Genomic DNA, 15,005 nt, shown 5'->3' with positions numbered 1-15,005 from the left:
GAGACATGACTGCAACGGTTGAAGAGACCAACCAGACCGGCGCTACGGGTGTCGGCCGCATCGCCCGCGTGATCGGCCCGGTCGTCGACGTGGAGTTCCCCGTCGACAACATGCCGGAGATCTACAACAAGCTCGAGGTCGAGGTGACCCTGAACGGCGAGGACTTCGTCCTCCCGCTCGAGGTCGCCCAGCACATCGGTGACGGCATGGTCCGTGCGATCTCGCTGAAGCCCACCGACGGCCTGGTCCGCGGCACCCCGGTGCGCGACACCGGTGACCCGATCATGGTGCCGGTCGGCGACGCGACCCTCGGCAAGGTGTTCAACACCACCGGCGACGTGCTGAACCTGGCCCCGGGCGAGACCTTCGAGGTCAACGAGCGCTGGGGCATCCACCGCAAGGCTCCGGCCTTCGACCAGCTCGAGTCCAAGACCGAGATGTTCGAGACCGGCATCAAGGTCATCGACCTGCTGACCCCGTACGTGCAGGGCGGCAAGATCGGCCTGTTCGGCGGCGCCGGCGTGGGCAAGACCGTGCTCATCCAGGAGATGATCGCGCGTGTGGCCCGCAACCACGGTGGTGTGTCGGTGTTCGCCGGTGTCGGCGAGCGCACCCGTGAGGGCAACGACCTGATGGTGGAGATGGAGGAGGCCGGCGTTCTCGGCCAGACCGCCCTCGTCTTCGGCCAGATGGACGAGCCGCCGGGCACGCGTCTTCGCGTCGCGCTCTCCGCGCTCACCATGGCGGAGTACTTCCGTGACGTGCAGCAGCAGGACGTCCTGCTGTTCATCGACAACATCTTCCGCTTCACCCAGGCCGGCTCCGAGGTCTCGACCCTGCTGGGTCGCATGCCCTCCGCCGTGGGCTACCAGCCCAACCTGGCTGACGAGATGGGCGTCCTGCAGGAGCGGATCACCTCGACGCGCGGTCACTCGATCACCTCGATGCAGGCGATCTACGTGCCCGCCGACGACTACACCGACCCGGCGCCGGCGACCACCTTCGCCCACCTGGACGCGACCACGGAGCTCTCCCGTGAGATCGCCTCGCTCGGTATCTACCCGGCCGTGGACCCGCTGACCTCGACGTCGCGGATCCTCGACCCGCAGTACATCGGGCAGGCGCACTACGACTGCGCGATCCGGATCAAGCAGATCCTGCAGCGCAACAAGGAGCTGCAGGACATCATCGCGATCCTGGGCGTCGACGAGCTGTCCGAAGAGGACAAGATCATCGTCTCCCGCGCGCGCCGCATCCAGCGGTTCCTGTCGCAGAACACCTACGTGGCCAAGCAGTTCACGGGCATCGAGGGTTCGACGGTCACCATCGGCGACACGATCGAGGCGTTCAACCTCATCGCGGACGGCGAGTACGACCACGTCGCCGAGCAGGCGTTCTTCATGTGCGGTGGCCTCGACGACGTCGAGGCCAAGTGGGCCGAGATCCAGAAGAACCTCTGATCATGGCTCAGGACAACGGCAACGCTCTGCACGTGGAGCTCGTCGCAGCGGACCGCGTGGTCTGGTCGGGCGAGGCCAACATGGTCATCGCCCGCACGACCGAGGGCGACGTGGGCGTGCTCCCCGGGCACGCGCCGATGCTCTCGCTGCTCGTGCACGCCGTCGTGGAGATCGTCACGACGGGTGACGAGGTCGTGATCGCCGCGGCGGACGGGGGCTTCCTCTCCGTCGCGGACAACCGCGTCTCGGTCCTCTCCCCGCACGCGCTGCTGTCCAACGAGATCGACGTGGACGCGGCCCGAGCGGACCTCGAGGAGGCCTACGCGATCGTGGAGCCGAGCGAGGCCGAGGCGCACATCCGTCGCGCCGAGGCCCGGATCCGCGCCGTGGAGCGCGCCTCCTAGGACTCCGGTCACCCGGTTCCGACCCCGACGCCGACCGGTGTCCGTCCCCCAGTAGGGTGACGGACACCGGTCGACGTGTTTTTCCCCCAGGAGTGCAGATGCCGCTGTGGCAGTGGGTGCTGGACATCGCCGGCGTCCTGGTGCTCCTCGTGCTGGCCTACGGACTGGCCCTGGTGCTCCGGCGCCGGTTCCTCTCGCGCGACGGCGGGACCTTCGAGCTGAGCTACCGGGTGCGCTCGGACCGCCCCGGACGGGGCTGGGTGCTCGGTCTGGGCCGCTACTCCGGTGAGCGGCTGGAGTGGTTCCGCATCTTCTCCCTCTCCCCGCGCCCCAAGCGCAGCTGGGACCGCTCCTCGCTCAGCTACGAGGTGCGCCGCGTGGCCGAGGGCCACGAGGAGATGTCGCTGTACCCCGACCACGTCATCATCGGCTGTGCCAGCCCCGCCGGCCAGGTCGAGCTCGCGATGAGCGTCGCCTCGTTGACCGGCTTCCAGGCGTGGCTCGAGGCGCGTCCGCCGGGCACCGACTGGAGCACTCGCCGCCGCGCCTGATTCATCGGGCACCCGGACCGATCGGGCCCCTGCCCGCACGGGGCAGGGGCCCGATCGTGTCAGCGGTGGATGCGGCCGGCCAGCGCCGCGACCAGCGCCTGCACCGCCTCGACGTAGGCGTCGGCGCGGGTGGCGGGGTCGGCGAAGAGCGACTGCGGCACCACCAGCACCACCGAACGCACCGAGGTCGGCGAGGGGTAGGGGTGCAGGACGGGCTCGGTGACGTCGTCGCCGTCGCGGACCACGAGGTGCAGGTCCAGCCAGTCGAGACCGGCCAGCTCCTCGACGAGCGCCGGGTCGGCGCCGAGGTCGCGCCGGGCCCGGTCCCAGGCGGGGTCGGAGGTCGCGACGACGCCGGTCTCGGGGTCGTCGCCGAGGTCGTCGGTGCCGTAGCTGGTCACCACCCCCGGCGGGGGAGAGGCGACCTTCCACTGCAGGGTCACCGGGAAGCCCGGGTCGTGCTCGCGCGGGGTGGGGTCGACGGCCGCGGCGTGGCTGCTCCAGCCGGTGACGAGCAGCGCCTCCGCGTCCTGCCAGCGCCAGCGGGTGGGGTCCAGCTCCTCGCCGGCCGCGATCGTCGTCTCGTAGGCTTCGCGCCCGGCAGCGACGACCGCTGCGGCGACCCACTCGTCGGTGTCCTCGGGCAGGTCGGCCGGGACGCCGCAGTGGCGCAGCAGGTCGGCGACGTGGACCTCCACCTGGTCGGCGAAGGCGTCGCCCTCGCCGGAGCGCTGCAGCACGAGGTCCAGGCGCTCGCAGGAGGCGTCGTCGGCGACGCCACCGAGGGAGCCGATGAGCTCCCAGAACCGTTCGGGGGTCACCGGCTCAGTCCCGCTCGCCGCCGGGGACCCACAGCACGTCGCCCTGCGAGCCGTTGGCGTACCGGGCGAGGATGAAGAGCAGGTCCGAGAGCCGGTTCAGGTAGGTCAGCGCGAGCTTGTTCATGGCCTCGCCGTGCACCTCGAAGGCAGCCCAGGCGGCCCGCTCGGCACGGCGTACGACGGTGCGGGCGACGTGCAGCTGCGCGGCGGCGGGGGTGCCGCCGTTGAGGATGAACGAGCGCAGCGCGGGCAGCTGCTCGTTGTACTCGTCGCACCAGGCCTCGAGGCGGTCGACGTAGGCCTGCTCGATGCGCAGCGGCGGGTACTCGGGGTCCGTCACGACCGGCGTGCACAAGTCGGCGCCCACGTCGAAGAGGTCGTTCTGGATGCGGGTCAGCACCCGGACCACGTCCTCGGGGAGGGTGCCGGTGGCGAGCGCGACGCCGATGACGGCGTTGGACTCGTCGACGTCGGCGTAGGCGTGCAGGCGCAGGTCGTTCTTCGTGGTGAGGCTCATGTCGCCGAGACGCGTCTCGCCGCCGTCGCCGGTGCGGGTGTAGATCCTGGTGAGGTTGACCATGGCACGAGGCTAGTGCCCGCGACCGGCGCGCCGGTGCTCGCCGCGAGCGGCGCCCGTCACCGGCCGGGTGCCGGTGCTCAGGCCGGGATCACGGCGCGCTCGACCTCGAGGACGCGGATCAGCCGGCTCTTGTGCAGCATCCGGCGCACGGCGGGTCCGCAGCCGCGCAGCACCAGGTGCTGGCCGCGCTCCTCGTGGGCACGACGGCTGGCGAGTGCCAGCACCCTCAGCGCGGTCAGGTCGACCACGTCGACGGCGGTGAGGTCGACGACGACCTCGCCCTCACCGCGGGCCGCGAGGTGGGCGTAGAGGGCGTGGCGCACCTCGCTGGTGCTGCGCACGTCGAAGGCGCCGCTGAGCACGAGAGCCGGTCCGTCCGAGTTGATCTCCATCGTTTCGCCCGTCTCCCGAGAATGCGCCCCGCGCCCATTGGTGTGTTCCGTCACCGAGAATGACGCGCCAGCACGCCATTTCGTTGCACGCAGGGCCGCTATTTCTTCATTTTGCCTTCGTGAAAACACCGCCCCGGTGGGAATCAGTTCTCCCAACCGGCCCAATTCCATGCGCGCGACCGCTTTCTCCGATTGCGGGACCGGTCCAGAGCGGGGCCGTGGATGTAGGAAAGACCACAGGTAGTTACCAAAGGGTAGGTCTCGCCCTACCCTTCCCCCATGACCGAGAACCACAGCCCGGACCGTCCCGTGAAGGACCGCCCGTGGGTGATGCGGACCTACGCGGGCCACTCCACGGCCGAAGCCTCCAACGCGCTCTACCGCACCAACCTCGCCAAGGGCCAGACCGGCCTCTCGGTCGCCTTCGACCTGCCGACGCAGACCGGCTACGACCCGACCAGCCCGCTCGCGCGCGGCGAGGTGGGCAAGGTCGGCGTACCGGTCCCGCACCTGGGCGAGATGCGCAAGCTGTTCGACTCCATTCCCCTCACCGAGATGAACACCTCGATGACGATCAATGCGCCGGCCATGTGGCTGCTGGCGATGTACCAGGTCGTCGCGGAGGAGCAGAATCCCGATCTCGCACCCGAGGACGTCGCGGTGCAGCTGGCCGGGACGACGCAGAACGACATCATCAAGGAGTACCTCTCCCGGGGCACCTACGTGTTCGGCCCCGAGCACTCCCTGCGCCTGATCAGCGACATGATCGCCTACACGGTCCACCACATCCCGAAGTGGAACCCGATCAACATCTGCAGCTACCACCTGCAGGAGGCCGGGGCGACCCCGACGCAGGAGCTGGCCTACTCGCTGTGCACCGCGATCGCGGTCCTGGACGCGGTCAAGGCCTCCGGCCAGGTCTCCGAGGACGACTTCGAGAAGGTCGTCGGCCGGATCTCGTTCTTCGTCAACGCCGGCGTGCGCTTCATCGAGGAGACCTGCAAGATGCGGGCCTTCGTGCGGCTGTGGGACGAGATCACCGCCGAGCGATACGGCGTGACCGACCCCAAGATGCGTCGCTTCCGCTACGGCGTGCAGGTGAACTCGCTCGGCCTGACCGAGGCCCAGCCGGAGAACAACGTCCAGCGCATCGTGCTGGAGATGCTGGGCGTCACGCTCTCGAAGGACGCCCGCGCCCGCGCCCTCCAGCTGCCGGCGTGGAACGAGGCGCTCGGCCTGCCGCGCCCCTGGGACCAGCAGTGGTCGCTGCGCCTGCAGCAGGTGTTGGCCGTCGAGTCGGACCTGCTGGAGTACGACGACATCTTCGAGGGCTCCCACGTCATCGAGGCGAAGGTCGCCGAGCTCGTCGAGGGCGCCCGCGCGGAGATCGAGCGCGTGCAGGAGATGGGCGGGGCCGTGGCCGCAGTGGAGTCGGGCTACATGAAGCAGGCGCTGGTCTCCAGCCACGCCGCCCGGCGCGCGCGCATCGAGTCCGGCGAGGAGCGCATCGTCGGGGTCAACTGCTACGAGACCACCGAGCCGTCCCCGCTGACCGCGGACCTCGACGCCGCGATCATGGCGGCCGACCCGGCCGCGGAGCAGTCGGCGATCGACAGCGTCGAGGCCTGGAAGGCGCAGCGCGACGAGGACGAGGTCGCTCGGGCCCTCGAGGCGCTCGCTGCCGCCGCGAAGACCGACGCGAACCTGATGGCGCCGACCCTGGTCGCCGCCCGCGCTGGTGCGACCACGGGGGAGTGGGCCGGGACGCTGCGTGAGGTCTTCGGCGAGTTCCGCGCCCCCACGGGTGTCAGCGGCGCGGTGGGGGTGGCCGCCCCCGGCGCCGACCTCGCCGCGGTCCGCGAGCGGGTGCGCGCCACGGGCGAGGAGCTCGGCGGGCGGCTGCGGCTGCTGGTCGGCAAGCCCGGCCTGGACGGGCACAGCAACGGCGCCGAGCAGGTCGCCGTACGCGCGCGCGATGCGGGGTTCGAGGTCGTCTACCAGGGCATCCGGCTCACCCCGGAGCAGATCGTGGGCGCCGCCGTCGCGGAGGACGTGCACTGCGTCGGGCTCTCGATCCTGTCCGGCTCGCACATGGAGCTGGTGCCCGCGGTGCTCGACGGGCTCCGCGAGGCCGGGCTGGAGGACGTGCCGGTGATCGTCGGCGGCATCATCCCGGACTCCGACGGCCGCCGGCTGCGCGAGCTCGGCGTCGCCGGCGTCTACACGCCGAAGGACTTCGGGCTGACCGAGATCATGGGCGGCATCGTCGACGTGATCCGCCGGGCCAACGGCCTGGACTGAGGACCGCGCGGGCGAGGGGCTCGATCGACGTGCCGAGTGGCGCGGGCCACAGAAAGTCCGGCATAGGTAAGGCATGCCTAACGAAATCCTGCTACCGTGCTGGGCATGGCGAAGGACAAGGCGAAGGACGCGTCGAAGTCCGCCTCGAAGTCGGAGGCGAAGGTCCGCAAGCTTCCCAAGCTCGAGTGCTGCGAGTCGAAGACCAAGTGCGGGCGCTGTCCGCTGCGGATGCTGAAGGAGGGCACGCTGCCTCCGGGGTATACGGTCAAGAAGCGCAAGCTCGTGCGGGTCGACGGCAAGAAGGTCACCAAGAAGAAGCTTGCTGAGGTCGCCTGAGCCCTCGCTCCCGGCGACCTCCTCCGTGTCCACGTCCAGCCAGGAGTCCTCGATGGTCGCCCCCCGTTTCGCCGAGCAGCTCAACATTCAGATCGGCAACGAGTTCGCCGCCCACAACCAGTACCTCGCCTGTGCGGTGCACTACGACGCGCTGACGATGCCCCGGATGGCGGCGTTCTTCTACGGCCAGGCGCTCGAGGAGCGCGACCACGCGATGATGATGGTGCAGTACCTCCTCGACACCGACGCGGACGTCGTGATCCCGGGCGCGGAGGCGCCGGTGGCGCACTTCGAGGACGTCGTCGCGCCGATCCGCCTGGCCCTGGAGCAGGAGAAGCGCGTCACCGAGCAGATCAACGACCTGCTGCGGGTCGCGCGCGAGGAGCACGACTTCGCCTCCGAGCAGTTCATGCAGTGGTTCATCAAGGAGCAGGTCGAGGAGGTCGCGACGATGTCGGACCTGCTGGCCGTCGCGATCCGCAACCGCGACGACGTCGAGGACCTCGAGGACTACGTCGCCCGCGAGCAGGGCGGCGGCGACACCGACCCGACCGCGCCGCGCATCGCCGGCGCCTGATCGGCCCGGCGGCCCACGGCGCGCAGCGGGCGGGGCACGGCGCGTTCTCCCTGCGGGGAGCGGTGCGGGCACGCGGATGCGCCACACTGCGGCGTGAGGGACGTCGAGGTGCGGAGGTGCCGATGAGCAGGGTGATCGTGGTCGGGGCCGGCGTGATCGGGCTGACCGCCGCCGTACGGCTGCTGGAGGCCGGGCACCGTGTGGACGTGGTCGCGCGCGACCTGCCCCTGGAGACGACCTCGGCGATCGCGGCCGCGCTGTGGTACCCCTACCGAGCGTTGCCACAGGACCGGGTCACCGCCTGGGCCGCGCGCTCGCGCGAGGTGCTCGCCGCACTGGCGCAGGACGAGCCCGAGTCGGGCGTGCGCCTGCGGTGGGGGACCGAGGTGCTGCACGAGACCACCGGCCCGCCGTGGTGGGCCGACGCGGTCCCGGAGCTGGTGGCGCCGCGCGCGCTGCCGCCGGGGTACGCCGCGGGGCGCTCGTTCGTCGCACCCGTGGTGGAGATGCCAGTGCACCTGCGGTGGCTCACCCGCCGCGTCGAGGAGCTCGGGGGCACCCTCACCCGGCTCAACCTCGCCGCGCTCCCGACCGGGGCCGACCTGGTGGTCGACTGCGCCGGGATCGGGACCCGGCTGCTCGCCGGCGACCGGGCGGTCCTCCCGGTGCGCGGGCAGGTGGTCCACGTCGAGCAGGTCGGGCTGGAGCAGTGGTGGCTCGACGCCGCCGGGCCGACGTACGTCGTGCCGCGCGAGCGCGAGATCGTCCTCGGCGGCACCGACGAGGAGGGGGTCTGGAGCCGCACCCCCGACCCGGTGGTCGCGGAGTCGATCCTGCGGCGCGCGCAGGCCCTGGTGCCCGAGCTCGCGGGCGCGAAGGTGCTGCGCCACCGCGTCGGGCTGCGTCCGGTGCGCCCGGTCGTGCGGCTGGAACGGGCCGGTCGGGTGATCCACTGCTACGGCCACGGCGGCGCCGGGGTCACCCTCGCCTGGGGCTGCGCGGAGGAGGTCGCCGGGCTGGCGGAGTGACCTCACGACCCGCCACGTACGATACGCGCGTGACGCGGCCGGAACTCGACAGCGGTCTGTTCCGCGAGCTCCTGGACGCCGCGCCGGACCCCACGGTGATCGTCGACGGCGACGGCCTGATCGTGCTGGTCAACCGCCAGGTCGAGCGGGTGCTCGGCCACCGCCGCGAGGACCTGGTCGGTCACCCGGTCGAGGTCCTCGTCCCCGCGCGCTTCCGTCCCCAGCACCCGGGCCGCCGTCAGGGGTTCGTGGGCCGACCGAGCCCGCGTCCGATGAGCGCGAGCCAGGGGCTCACGGCGCTGCACAGCGCGGGCCACGAGGTGCCGGTGGAGATCTCGCTGTCGCCGCTGGTGACCGAGAGCGGCGTGCTGGTCTCCGCGGCGCTGCGCGACATCACCGAGCGCCGGCGGATGGAGGCCGAGGCCGACCGGCTGCGCGACGAGCTGATCGGCACCGTCTCCCACGAGCTGCGCACCCCGCTGACCTCGGTGATCGGCTACTCCGAGCTGCTCGCCGACCTGCCCGAGGAACAGCTGGGCGGCCGCGCCCGGGCGCTGGTCGAGGTGATCCGGCGCAACGCGGCTCGCGAGCTGCGCCTCGTCGACGACCTGCTGACGATGGCGTTCTTCGACGGGGACCGGATGCGGGTCCAGCGCGTCCCGATGAGCCTGGCCGCGCTCGCCGCTCGGGTGGTCGCCGACCAGATGCCCGCCGCGCGCGCCGCCGGCGTCGAGCTGGTCATCGAGACCGAGCCGGTGCCCGTGGTCTCCGGGGACCGCGACCGGCTGGCCCAGGTCCTGGAGAACCTGCTCACCAACGCGTTCAAGTTCACCCCGTCCGGCGGGCAGGTGACGGTGCGGGTGTGCGACGACGGCACCGGGCCGGTCCTCGAGGTCTCCGACACCGGCGTGGGCGTCGAGCCCGACGAGATCCCGCACCTCTTCGAGCGCCTCTACCGCACCCCGAGCGCGATCGCGGCCCACGTGCAGGGCGCCGGGCTCGGGCTCTCGATCGTGCAGCGGGTGGTTGCCGCCCACGAGGGGACGGTCACGGTGCACAGCGAGCGCGGGCAGGGCACCAGCTTCCGGGTCCGGCTGCGCTACGACGCCGGCGCCGACCCCGGTACCGACGCTGGGGAGCTCACAGCTCCCTGACGGCGACCACGGCGGCGGGCGGGATCGCGCCGTACACGTGTGGGAAGGTCTCCGCCGCCCCGGGTGCCGGCGCCTCCACGAGGACCGGCACGTCGAGCAGGTCGGTGTCGATCTCCAGCAGCACCAGCGGCTCCTCCACGTCGGCGTAGTACGCCGCCCGCACGCCCTCCCACTGGTCGGCGCGGCTGGCGTGGATGTAGCCCTGCTCGGCCAGGCTCACGCCGCGGGTGGAGGTGGTGTAGGCGCCGCGCGCCCGCGCCGCCTCCCAGTCGGCACGGGTGGCGACGTGGAAGATCCGCATGGACCGATCAGAACAGCCGGTGGCTCGGGTCGTCCAGCCCGCGCAGGGCGTCGTAGTCCACGGTGACGCAGCGGATGCCGCGGTCCTCGGCCAGCACCCGGGCCTGGGGCTTGATCTGCTGGGCGGCGAAGACGCCGCTGACGGTGCCGTTGGTGGTCAGCAGCGGGTCGCGGTTGAGCAGCTCGAGGTAGCGGGTGAGCTGCTCCACGCCGTCGATCTCGCCGCGGCGCTTGATCTCGACGGCCACGCTGCGGCCCTCGGCGTCGCGGCACATCAGGTCGACCGGGCCGATCGCGGTCGGGAACTCCCGGCGCACCAGGGTGAGGCCGGGGGCGATGGTGGCCGGGTGCTCGGCGAGGAGCTCCTGGAGGTGCTTCTCGACGCCGTCCTTCTGCAGGCCGGGGTCCACGCCGAGGTCGTGGCTGGAGTCGCTGATGACCTCCGCGAGCAGGATCCGCAGGGTGTCGTCGGTCTTGGTGCTGGTGACCGTCCACTCCGGCACGCCCTCGTCGGTGGTGCCCTCGCGCAGGGTGCACGGGGGCGACATCCAGTTCAGCGGCTTGTAGGAGCCGCCGTCGGAGTGCACGAGCACCGAGCCGTCGGCCTTGATCATCAGCACCCGGGTGGCCATCGGCAGGTGGGCAGTGAGCCGCCCCGCGTAGTCGATCTGGCACTTCGCAACGACGAGTCTCACGTGCGCAGAGGCTACCGGTCGCCCGCGTAGGGTCTGCGCATGGCCGACCACCCCAGCCCGGCGGACGCCGCGCGCGCCCGCCCGCAGCGCCTCGACGTACCGCCGGAGGAGCGGCCCGGCGTCCGTGCGGCGGCGCCGCGCGACCTGCGCCGGCTCGCCCCGCTGGAGGCCGCGGCCGACGCCGTGCTGCTCGCGGCGCTGGGCGTGGAGCCGGCCGACGCGGGGTGGGGCGAGCCGGTCGACGGGCGCGACCGCGACCTGCGCCCCGGGTTCCTGCTGGTCGCCGGGGACCCCCCGATCGGCTTCGCCCACGTGCAGGTGATCGACGGCGACGCGCATCTCGAGCAGCTGGCCGTGCACCCCGACCACGCCCGTCGCGGCCTCGGGACCGCGCTGGTGCGCGCGGCCCTGGAGGAGGCCCGCTGGGCGGGGCACGAGCGGCTCTCGCTGACCACCTACCGCGAGGTCGCGTTCAACGAGCCGTTCTACCGGCGCCTGGGGTTCACCGAGGTGGAGCGCCCGTCGGGGTGGCAGCGGCGGCTGGTGGTCGAGGAGCGCGAGCGCGGCCTGGAGCGGGCGGGCGCGCGCATCCTCCTCGACATCGCGCTGGGGGGACAGGCGCGGAACGCATGACCTGGATCACTGTTACTCCCCGGTAATACGTGCCATGATCCCGGCCATGACGAGCGCCCCCGCAACGCCCGCAGCCACCTCCCGTCCCTTCACGACGATCGGCGTCGTCGGGCTCGGCACCATGGGTGCCGGGGTCGCCGAGGTCTTCGCCCGCACCGGCCACCGCGTGGTCGGCGTCGAGCTGGACGACGAGACCCTCGCCCGCGGCCGCGCCCACCTGGAGCACTCCACGGCGCGCGCCGTGCGGGGCGGCAAGCTGAGCGAGGCCGAGCAGGCCGAGATCCTCGGCCGGATCACGCTCACGACCTCGCTGAAGGACCTCGCGGAGGCGGACCTGGTCCTGGAGGCGATCCCGGAGTCGATGGAGGCCAAGAAGCAGGTCTTCCGCGAGCTCGACGCGATCGTCGCGCCCGAGGCGATCCTGGCCACCAACACCTCCTCGCTGTCGGTGACCGACCTGTCGGCCGCGACCGCCCGGCCCGGCCGGGTCGTGGGCACCCACTTCTTCAACCCCGCGCCGGTGCAGGACCTCGTGGAGGTCGTGCGCACCGTGGTCACCGAGGAGTCGGTCCTCGCCGACGTGACCGCGCTGGTCCGCACGCTGGGCAAGACCCCGGTGGTGTGCGGTGACAAGGCCGGCTTCATCGCCAACACCCTGCTCTTCGGCTACCTCAACCACGCGGTGTCGATGTACGAGAACAAGTACGCCTCCCGCGAGGACATCGACGCCGCCATGCGCTACGGCTGCGGCTACCCGATGGGCCCGCTGGCGCTGCTCGACCTGATCGGCCTCGACACGGCGTACGAGATCCTGGACACGATGTACAAGCAGGGTCGCGACCGGCTGCACGCCCCGGCGCCGATCCTCAAGCAGATGGTCACCGCGGGCCTGCTGGGCCGCAAGACCGGTCGCGGCTTCTACACCTACGAGGGCCCCGACAGCCCGGTCGTGGTCCCCGACGACAAGACCCCGTCCGCCGACGCGCGCCCGCAGCTGCGCCACGACATCGCCCAGGTCGGCGTCGTCGGCACCGGCACGATGGCGACCGGCATCGTCGAGGTCTTCGCCAAGGCCGGCTTCGACGTCGTGTACGTCGGGCGCTCGGAGGCCAAGGTCGCCGGCGTCCGCGCCGCGATCGAGAAGTCGCTGGACAAGGCGGTGCAGCGCGGCAAGCTCGCGGAGACCGCCAGGGGCGAGGTGCTGGCGCGGCTGACCGGCTCCACCTCCCTCGACGAACTGGCGTCGGTGGACATCGTGGTCGAGGCGATCGCCGAGGATCTCCAGGTCAAGACGACCCTGTTCGCGAACCTCGACGAGATCTGCAAGCCGGGCGCGATCCTGGCCACCACCACGTCCTCGCTGCCGATCATCACCTGCGCCCAGGCCACCTCCCGTCCGCGCGACGTGGTCGGCATGCACTTCTTCAACCCGGCCCCGATCATGAGGCTGGTCGAGGTGGTCTCCACCGTCGCGACCGACGAGGCGGTCACCGAGACCACCCGCGCGCTGTGCGAGCAGGTCGGCAAGGTCGCGGTCAGCTGCACCGACCGGGCCGGGTTCATCGTGAACGCGCTGCTGTTCCCCTACCTCAACGACGCGGTGCGCATGCTCGAGGCGCACTACGCCACGGCCGACGACATCGACTCCGCGATGAAGCTGGGCTGTGCGTTGCCGATGGGGCCCTTCGAGCTGCTCGACGTGGTCGGCAACGACGTCTCGCTGGCCATCCAGCGCGAGCTCTACCTGGAGTTCCGCGAGCCCGGCTTCGCGCCGGCGCCGCTGCTGGAGCACCTGGTGACCGCGGGCTACCTCGGGCGCAAGACCGGGCGCGGGTTCCGCGACCACTCGCGCCGCTAGGCCTCCGGCGTGGGCCGCGGCTGCCCCGGACGGGGGTACCCGCGGCGCACGGTGCGGTCCAGGATCCCGAGGGTCCCGCGCAGCGCGGCCTCGGAGACGACGGGGAACATGTCCAGCCCGGCCCAGTCCGGGTGGATGTCGGACCAGTCGTAGAACGACGTCACGAGCGTCCGCGCCGGGTCCTCGGGCTGCTCGGGGTCCGGCTCCAGGCGGTAGCCGTAGACGTGGCCGATCTGCGGGCGCACCCGGCCGAGGATCGTCCAGGAGATCAACCGGTCCGGCTCGAGGTCGCGGATCGTGACGGTGACGTCGTAGCGGCCCATCTCGGGGATGTCGTTGAGCGACTCGCGGTCCATGTGCACCACGAAGCTGTCCCCGGCGGCGCGCACCGGGTCGCCGTCGGCGTCCTGGAGCATCCCGGTCGCGTCGATGGCCACGTGGCCGTGTGGGTCGCAGAGCAGGGCGAAGATGTCGGCGGCGGGCGCACCGATCGTGCGCGAGGTCTCCAGGCGGGTGTCGGTCACGCGCCGATCGTCGCACGCCGTGCCACGTCGTACGCCGTGCCGCGCGGCGGGGGCGGGTCTCAGGCGCCCTCGCGGACGTCCTCGGGCCGTTCCGCGACGGGCTCCCCGACGGGCTCGCCGACGGGGCCGCGGCACACCGGGACCTCGACGCCGTCGCCGGCGTCCAGGTCGCCGTCCGTGTGGTCGTCGGGGAACGCCTCGAGCATCGCGTCGGGGTCGACCAGCGTGACGTCGTGGCCGTCCTGGACCAGACGGCGTACCGCCTCGAGGAGCATCCGGCGGCCCACGTCGCGGACCTCGGTGACCCGGGTCAGGTCCAGCACGACACCGGGGTCCGCGGGCGGGTCCTCGGACAGGTGGCGCAGCACCCGCTCCATGCCGACGAAGTTGACCGAGCCCTCGAGCTCGAAGACCCAGCCGTCGCCGGTGTCCCCGGGCATCCGGGTGCGGCTGCGCACCAGCGAGCGGGCCGGCGGCGGCACCTCCATCAGGTGCATCCCCATGTCGCGCGAGAGGCGCTCGAAGACCTGCACGCCGCGCACCGAGTTGCCGTGCTCGTCAAGGCGGGGGGAGAACGTCGCGATCCCGGCCTGCCCCGGGAGGGCGCCGATCAGCCCGCCGGCCACGCCGCTCTTGGCGGGGATGCCCACGGTGCTGAACCAGTCGCCGGCGGCGTCGTACATGCCGCAGGTCGCCATCACGGCCATCACCTGACGCGTCACCTCGTGCGGGACCACGCGCTCGCCGGTGACCGGCTGGACCCCGCCGTTCGCCAGCGTCGCCGCCATCACCGCCAGGTCACGGGCGGTGACCAGGAGGGCGCACTGGCGGGTGTAGCCCTCGACCACCTGCTGGGCGTCGCCCTCGACGATGCCGTGGCTGCGCAGCATGAACGCGATCGCGCGGTTGCGGTCGGCCGTGTCGAGCTCGGAGGCCATGACCTCCTCGGAGACCTTCAGGTCGCGGCCCGCGAAGGCGGAGAACCCGCGGCACACCAGGTCGTCGTCGAGCATCGCGTGCACCGTCAGGGCGCCGGCGTTGATCATCGGGTTGAAGGGTCGCCCGGTGCCCAGCTCCAGCGACAGCTCGTTGAAGGCGTCGCCCGACGGCTCCACGCCGACCCGCTCGAGGACCGCGTCGAGCCCGTGCTCGGCGATGGCCAGCGCATAGGCGAAGGGCTTGGAGATCGACTGGATCGAGAACGGCACCTCGTCGTCGCCGACGCCGTAGACGGCGCCGTCCACGGTGGCGAGGGCGAGCCCGAACCGGTCCGGGTCGGCCTGCGCGAGCTCGGCGACGTAGTCCGCCAGCTCGCCGCCGTCCTCGTGGCAGGCGTCCAGCACCTCGGTCAGGTAGTCAGGGATGGGGGAGCGCACTACCCCACCCCACCA

At 71.9% G+C, this 15,005-nt stretch carries 17 protein-coding genes; 10 read left to right on the top strand and 7 right to left on the bottom strand.

The features are described 5' to 3' along the window. Positions 1 to 5: 5 nt before the first annotated feature. From atpD to HOQ23_RS16870, 3 genes are all read left to right on the top strand, one after another. Positions 6 to 1,460: a F0F1 ATP synthase subunit beta gene (gene atpD, locus HOQ23_RS16880; protein ID WP_172215961.1), complete on the top strand. Its 1,455-nt coding sequence runs from the start codon at positions 6 to 8 to the stop codon at positions 1,458 to 1,460. 2 nt (positions 1,461 to 1,462) lie between these two features. Further along, positions 1,463 to 1,864, top strand: coding sequence for a F0F1 ATP synthase subunit epsilon (locus HOQ23_RS16875; RefSeq protein ID WP_172215959.1), 402 nt, complete (start codon positions 1,463 to 1,465; stop codon positions 1,862 to 1,864). Between the two features lie 98 nt (positions 1,865 to 1,962). After that, positions 1,963 to 2,415, top strand: coding sequence for a DUF2550 domain-containing protein (locus HOQ23_RS16870; protein WP_172215957.1), 453 nt, complete (start codon positions 1,963 to 1,965; stop codon positions 2,413 to 2,415). A 59-nt stretch (positions 2,416 to 2,474) separates the two neighbouring features. Here HOQ23_RS16870 and HOQ23_RS16865 read toward each other — a convergent pair whose 3' ends face one another. From HOQ23_RS16865 to HOQ23_RS16855, 3 genes are all read right to left on the bottom strand, one after another. Further along, positions 2,475 to 3,236, bottom strand: coding sequence for a hypothetical protein (locus HOQ23_RS16865; protein WP_172215955.1), 762 nt, complete (start codon positions 3,234 to 3,236; stop codon positions 2,475 to 2,477). A gap of 4 nt (positions 3,237 to 3,240) precedes the next feature. Continuing rightward, positions 3,241 to 3,816, bottom strand: coding sequence for a cob(I)yrinic acid a,c-diamide adenosyltransferase (locus HOQ23_RS16860; protein ID WP_172215953.1), 576 nt, complete (start codon positions 3,814 to 3,816; stop codon positions 3,241 to 3,243). Between the two features lie 77 nt (positions 3,817 to 3,893). After that, complete coding sequence (locus HOQ23_RS16855) at positions 3,894 to 4,208, bottom strand: STAS domain-containing protein (protein WP_172215951.1); 315 nt, start codon at positions 4,206 to 4,208, stop codon at positions 3,894 to 3,896. A gap of 279 nt (positions 4,209 to 4,487) precedes the next feature. On the opposite strand from HOQ23_RS16855, the gene HOQ23_RS16850 reads away from it, so the two are divergent. The 5 genes from HOQ23_RS16850 (at position 4,488) to HOQ23_RS16830 (ending at position 9,604) form a co-directional block, all read left to right on the top strand. Beyond that, a complete protein-coding gene (locus HOQ23_RS16850; RefSeq protein ID WP_172215949.1) occupies positions 4,488 to 6,509 on the top strand; it encodes a protein meaA in 2,022 nt (673 codons plus the stop codon). A 105-nt stretch (positions 6,510 to 6,614) separates the two neighbouring features. Beyond that, on the top strand, positions 6,615 to 6,845 hold the full coding sequence (locus HOQ23_RS16845) for a hypothetical protein (protein ID WP_172215947.1): 231 nt from the start codon (positions 6,615 to 6,617) through the stop codon (positions 6,843 to 6,845). A gap of 52 nt (positions 6,846 to 6,897) precedes the next feature. After that, positions 6,898 to 7,422 (top strand): ferritin, encoded by a 525-nt coding sequence (locus tag HOQ23_RS16840; protein WP_172215945.1) that lies wholly within the window; start codon positions 6,898 to 6,900, stop codon positions 7,420 to 7,422. A gap of 122 nt (positions 7,423 to 7,544) precedes the next feature. After that, positions 7,545 to 8,450: an FAD-dependent oxidoreductase gene (locus HOQ23_RS16835; RefSeq protein ID WP_172215943.1), complete on the top strand. Its 906-nt coding sequence runs from the start codon at positions 7,545 to 7,547 to the stop codon at positions 8,448 to 8,450. Between the two features lie 29 nt (positions 8,451 to 8,479). Continuing rightward, positions 8,480 to 9,604 (top strand): ATP-binding protein, encoded by a 1,125-nt coding sequence (locus HOQ23_RS16830; protein WP_172215941.1) that lies wholly within the window; start codon positions 8,480 to 8,482, stop codon positions 9,602 to 9,604. Here HOQ23_RS16830 and HOQ23_RS16825 read toward each other — a convergent pair. Continuing rightward, complete coding sequence (locus HOQ23_RS16825) at positions 9,591 to 9,905, bottom strand: DUF952 domain-containing protein (RefSeq protein ID WP_172215939.1); 315 nt, start codon at positions 9,903 to 9,905, stop codon at positions 9,591 to 9,593. The two genes, HOQ23_RS16830 and HOQ23_RS16825, sit on opposite strands and share 14 nt — an antisense overlap. A gap of 7 nt (positions 9,906 to 9,912) precedes the next feature. Further along, positions 9,913 to 10,599, bottom strand: a complete 687-nt coding sequence (gene nucS, locus HOQ23_RS16820) for an endonuclease NucS (RefSeq protein ID WP_172215937.1) — start codon at positions 10,597 to 10,599, stop codon at positions 9,913 to 9,915. A gap of 39 nt (positions 10,600 to 10,638) precedes the next feature. Here nucS and HOQ23_RS16815 point away from each other — a divergent pair, with 39 nt between their 5' ends. Continuing rightward, complete coding sequence (locus HOQ23_RS16815) at positions 10,639 to 11,232, top strand: GNAT family N-acetyltransferase (RefSeq protein WP_172215935.1); 594 nt, start codon at positions 10,639 to 10,641, stop codon at positions 11,230 to 11,232. Positions 11,233 to 11,278: 46 nt separating this feature from the next. Continuing rightward, positions 11,279 to 13,090, top strand: coding sequence for a 3-hydroxyacyl-CoA dehydrogenase family protein (locus HOQ23_RS16810; RefSeq protein WP_172215933.1), 1,812 nt, complete (start codon positions 11,279 to 11,281; stop codon positions 13,088 to 13,090). Here the strand turns inward: HOQ23_RS16810 and HOQ23_RS16805 are convergent. Continuing rightward, positions 13,087 to 13,614: a polyketide cyclase gene (locus tag HOQ23_RS16805; protein WP_172215931.1), complete on the bottom strand. Its 528-nt coding sequence runs from the start codon at positions 13,612 to 13,614 to the stop codon at positions 13,087 to 13,089. The two genes, HOQ23_RS16810 and HOQ23_RS16805, sit on opposite strands and share 4 nt — an antisense overlap. 59 nt (positions 13,615 to 13,673) lie before the next feature. Then, positions 13,674 to 14,990, bottom strand: coding sequence for a glutaminase (locus HOQ23_RS16800; protein ID WP_172215929.1), 1,317 nt, complete (start codon positions 14,988 to 14,990; stop codon positions 13,674 to 13,676). Positions 14,991 to 15,005 lie beyond the last annotated feature (15 nt).

The organism is Nocardioides sp. zg-DK7169 (assembly GCF_013155365.1).
Lineage (GTDB): Bacteria > Actinomycetota > Actinomycetes > Propionibacteriales > Nocardioidaceae > Nocardioides.
This window is presented reverse-complemented; position numbering and strand designations above follow the sequence as displayed.

Coding starts and splice junctions, on each gene's coding strand:
- HOQ23_RS16825 (WP_172215939.1), bottom strand. CDS start 9,905: ATGCGGATCTTCCACGTCGCCACCCGTGCCGACTGGGAGGCGGCGCGG.
- HOQ23_RS16840 (WP_172215945.1), top strand. CDS start 6,898: ATGGTCGCCCCCCGTTTCGCCGAGCAGCTCAACATTCAGATCGGCAAC.
- HOQ23_RS16835 (WP_172215943.1), top strand. CDS start 7,545: ATGAGCAGGGTGATCGTGGTCGGGGCCGGCGTGATCGGGCTGACCGCC.
- HOQ23_RS16845 (WP_172215947.1), top strand. CDS start 6,615: ATGGCGAAGGACAAGGCGAAGGACGCGTCGAAGTCCGCCTCGAAGTCG.
- HOQ23_RS16810 (WP_172215933.1), top strand. CDS start 11,279: ATGACGAGCGCCCCCGCAACGCCCGCAGCCACCTCCCGTCCCTTCACG.
- HOQ23_RS16860 (WP_172215953.1), bottom strand. CDS start 3,816: ATGGTCAACCTCACCAGGATCTACACCCGCACCGGCGACGGCGGCGAG.
- HOQ23_RS16850 (WP_172215949.1), top strand. CDS start 4,488: ATGACCGAGAACCACAGCCCGGACCGTCCCGTGAAGGACCGCCCGTGG.
- HOQ23_RS16870 (WP_172215957.1), top strand. CDS start 1,963: ATGCCGCTGTGGCAGTGGGTGCTGGACATCGCCGGCGTCCTGGTGCTC.
- atpD (WP_172215961.1), top strand. CDS start 6: ATGACTGCAACGGTTGAAGAGACCAACCAGACCGGCGCTACGGGTGTC.
- HOQ23_RS16815 (WP_172215935.1), top strand. CDS start 10,639: ATGGCCGACCACCCCAGCCCGGCGGACGCCGCGCGCGCCCGCCCGCAG.
- HOQ23_RS16855 (WP_172215951.1), bottom strand. CDS start 4,208: ATGGAGATCAACTCGGACGGACCGGCTCTCGTGCTCAGCGGCGCCTTC.
- HOQ23_RS16875 (WP_172215959.1), top strand. CDS start 1,463: ATGGCTCAGGACAACGGCAACGCTCTGCACGTGGAGCTCGTCGCAGCG.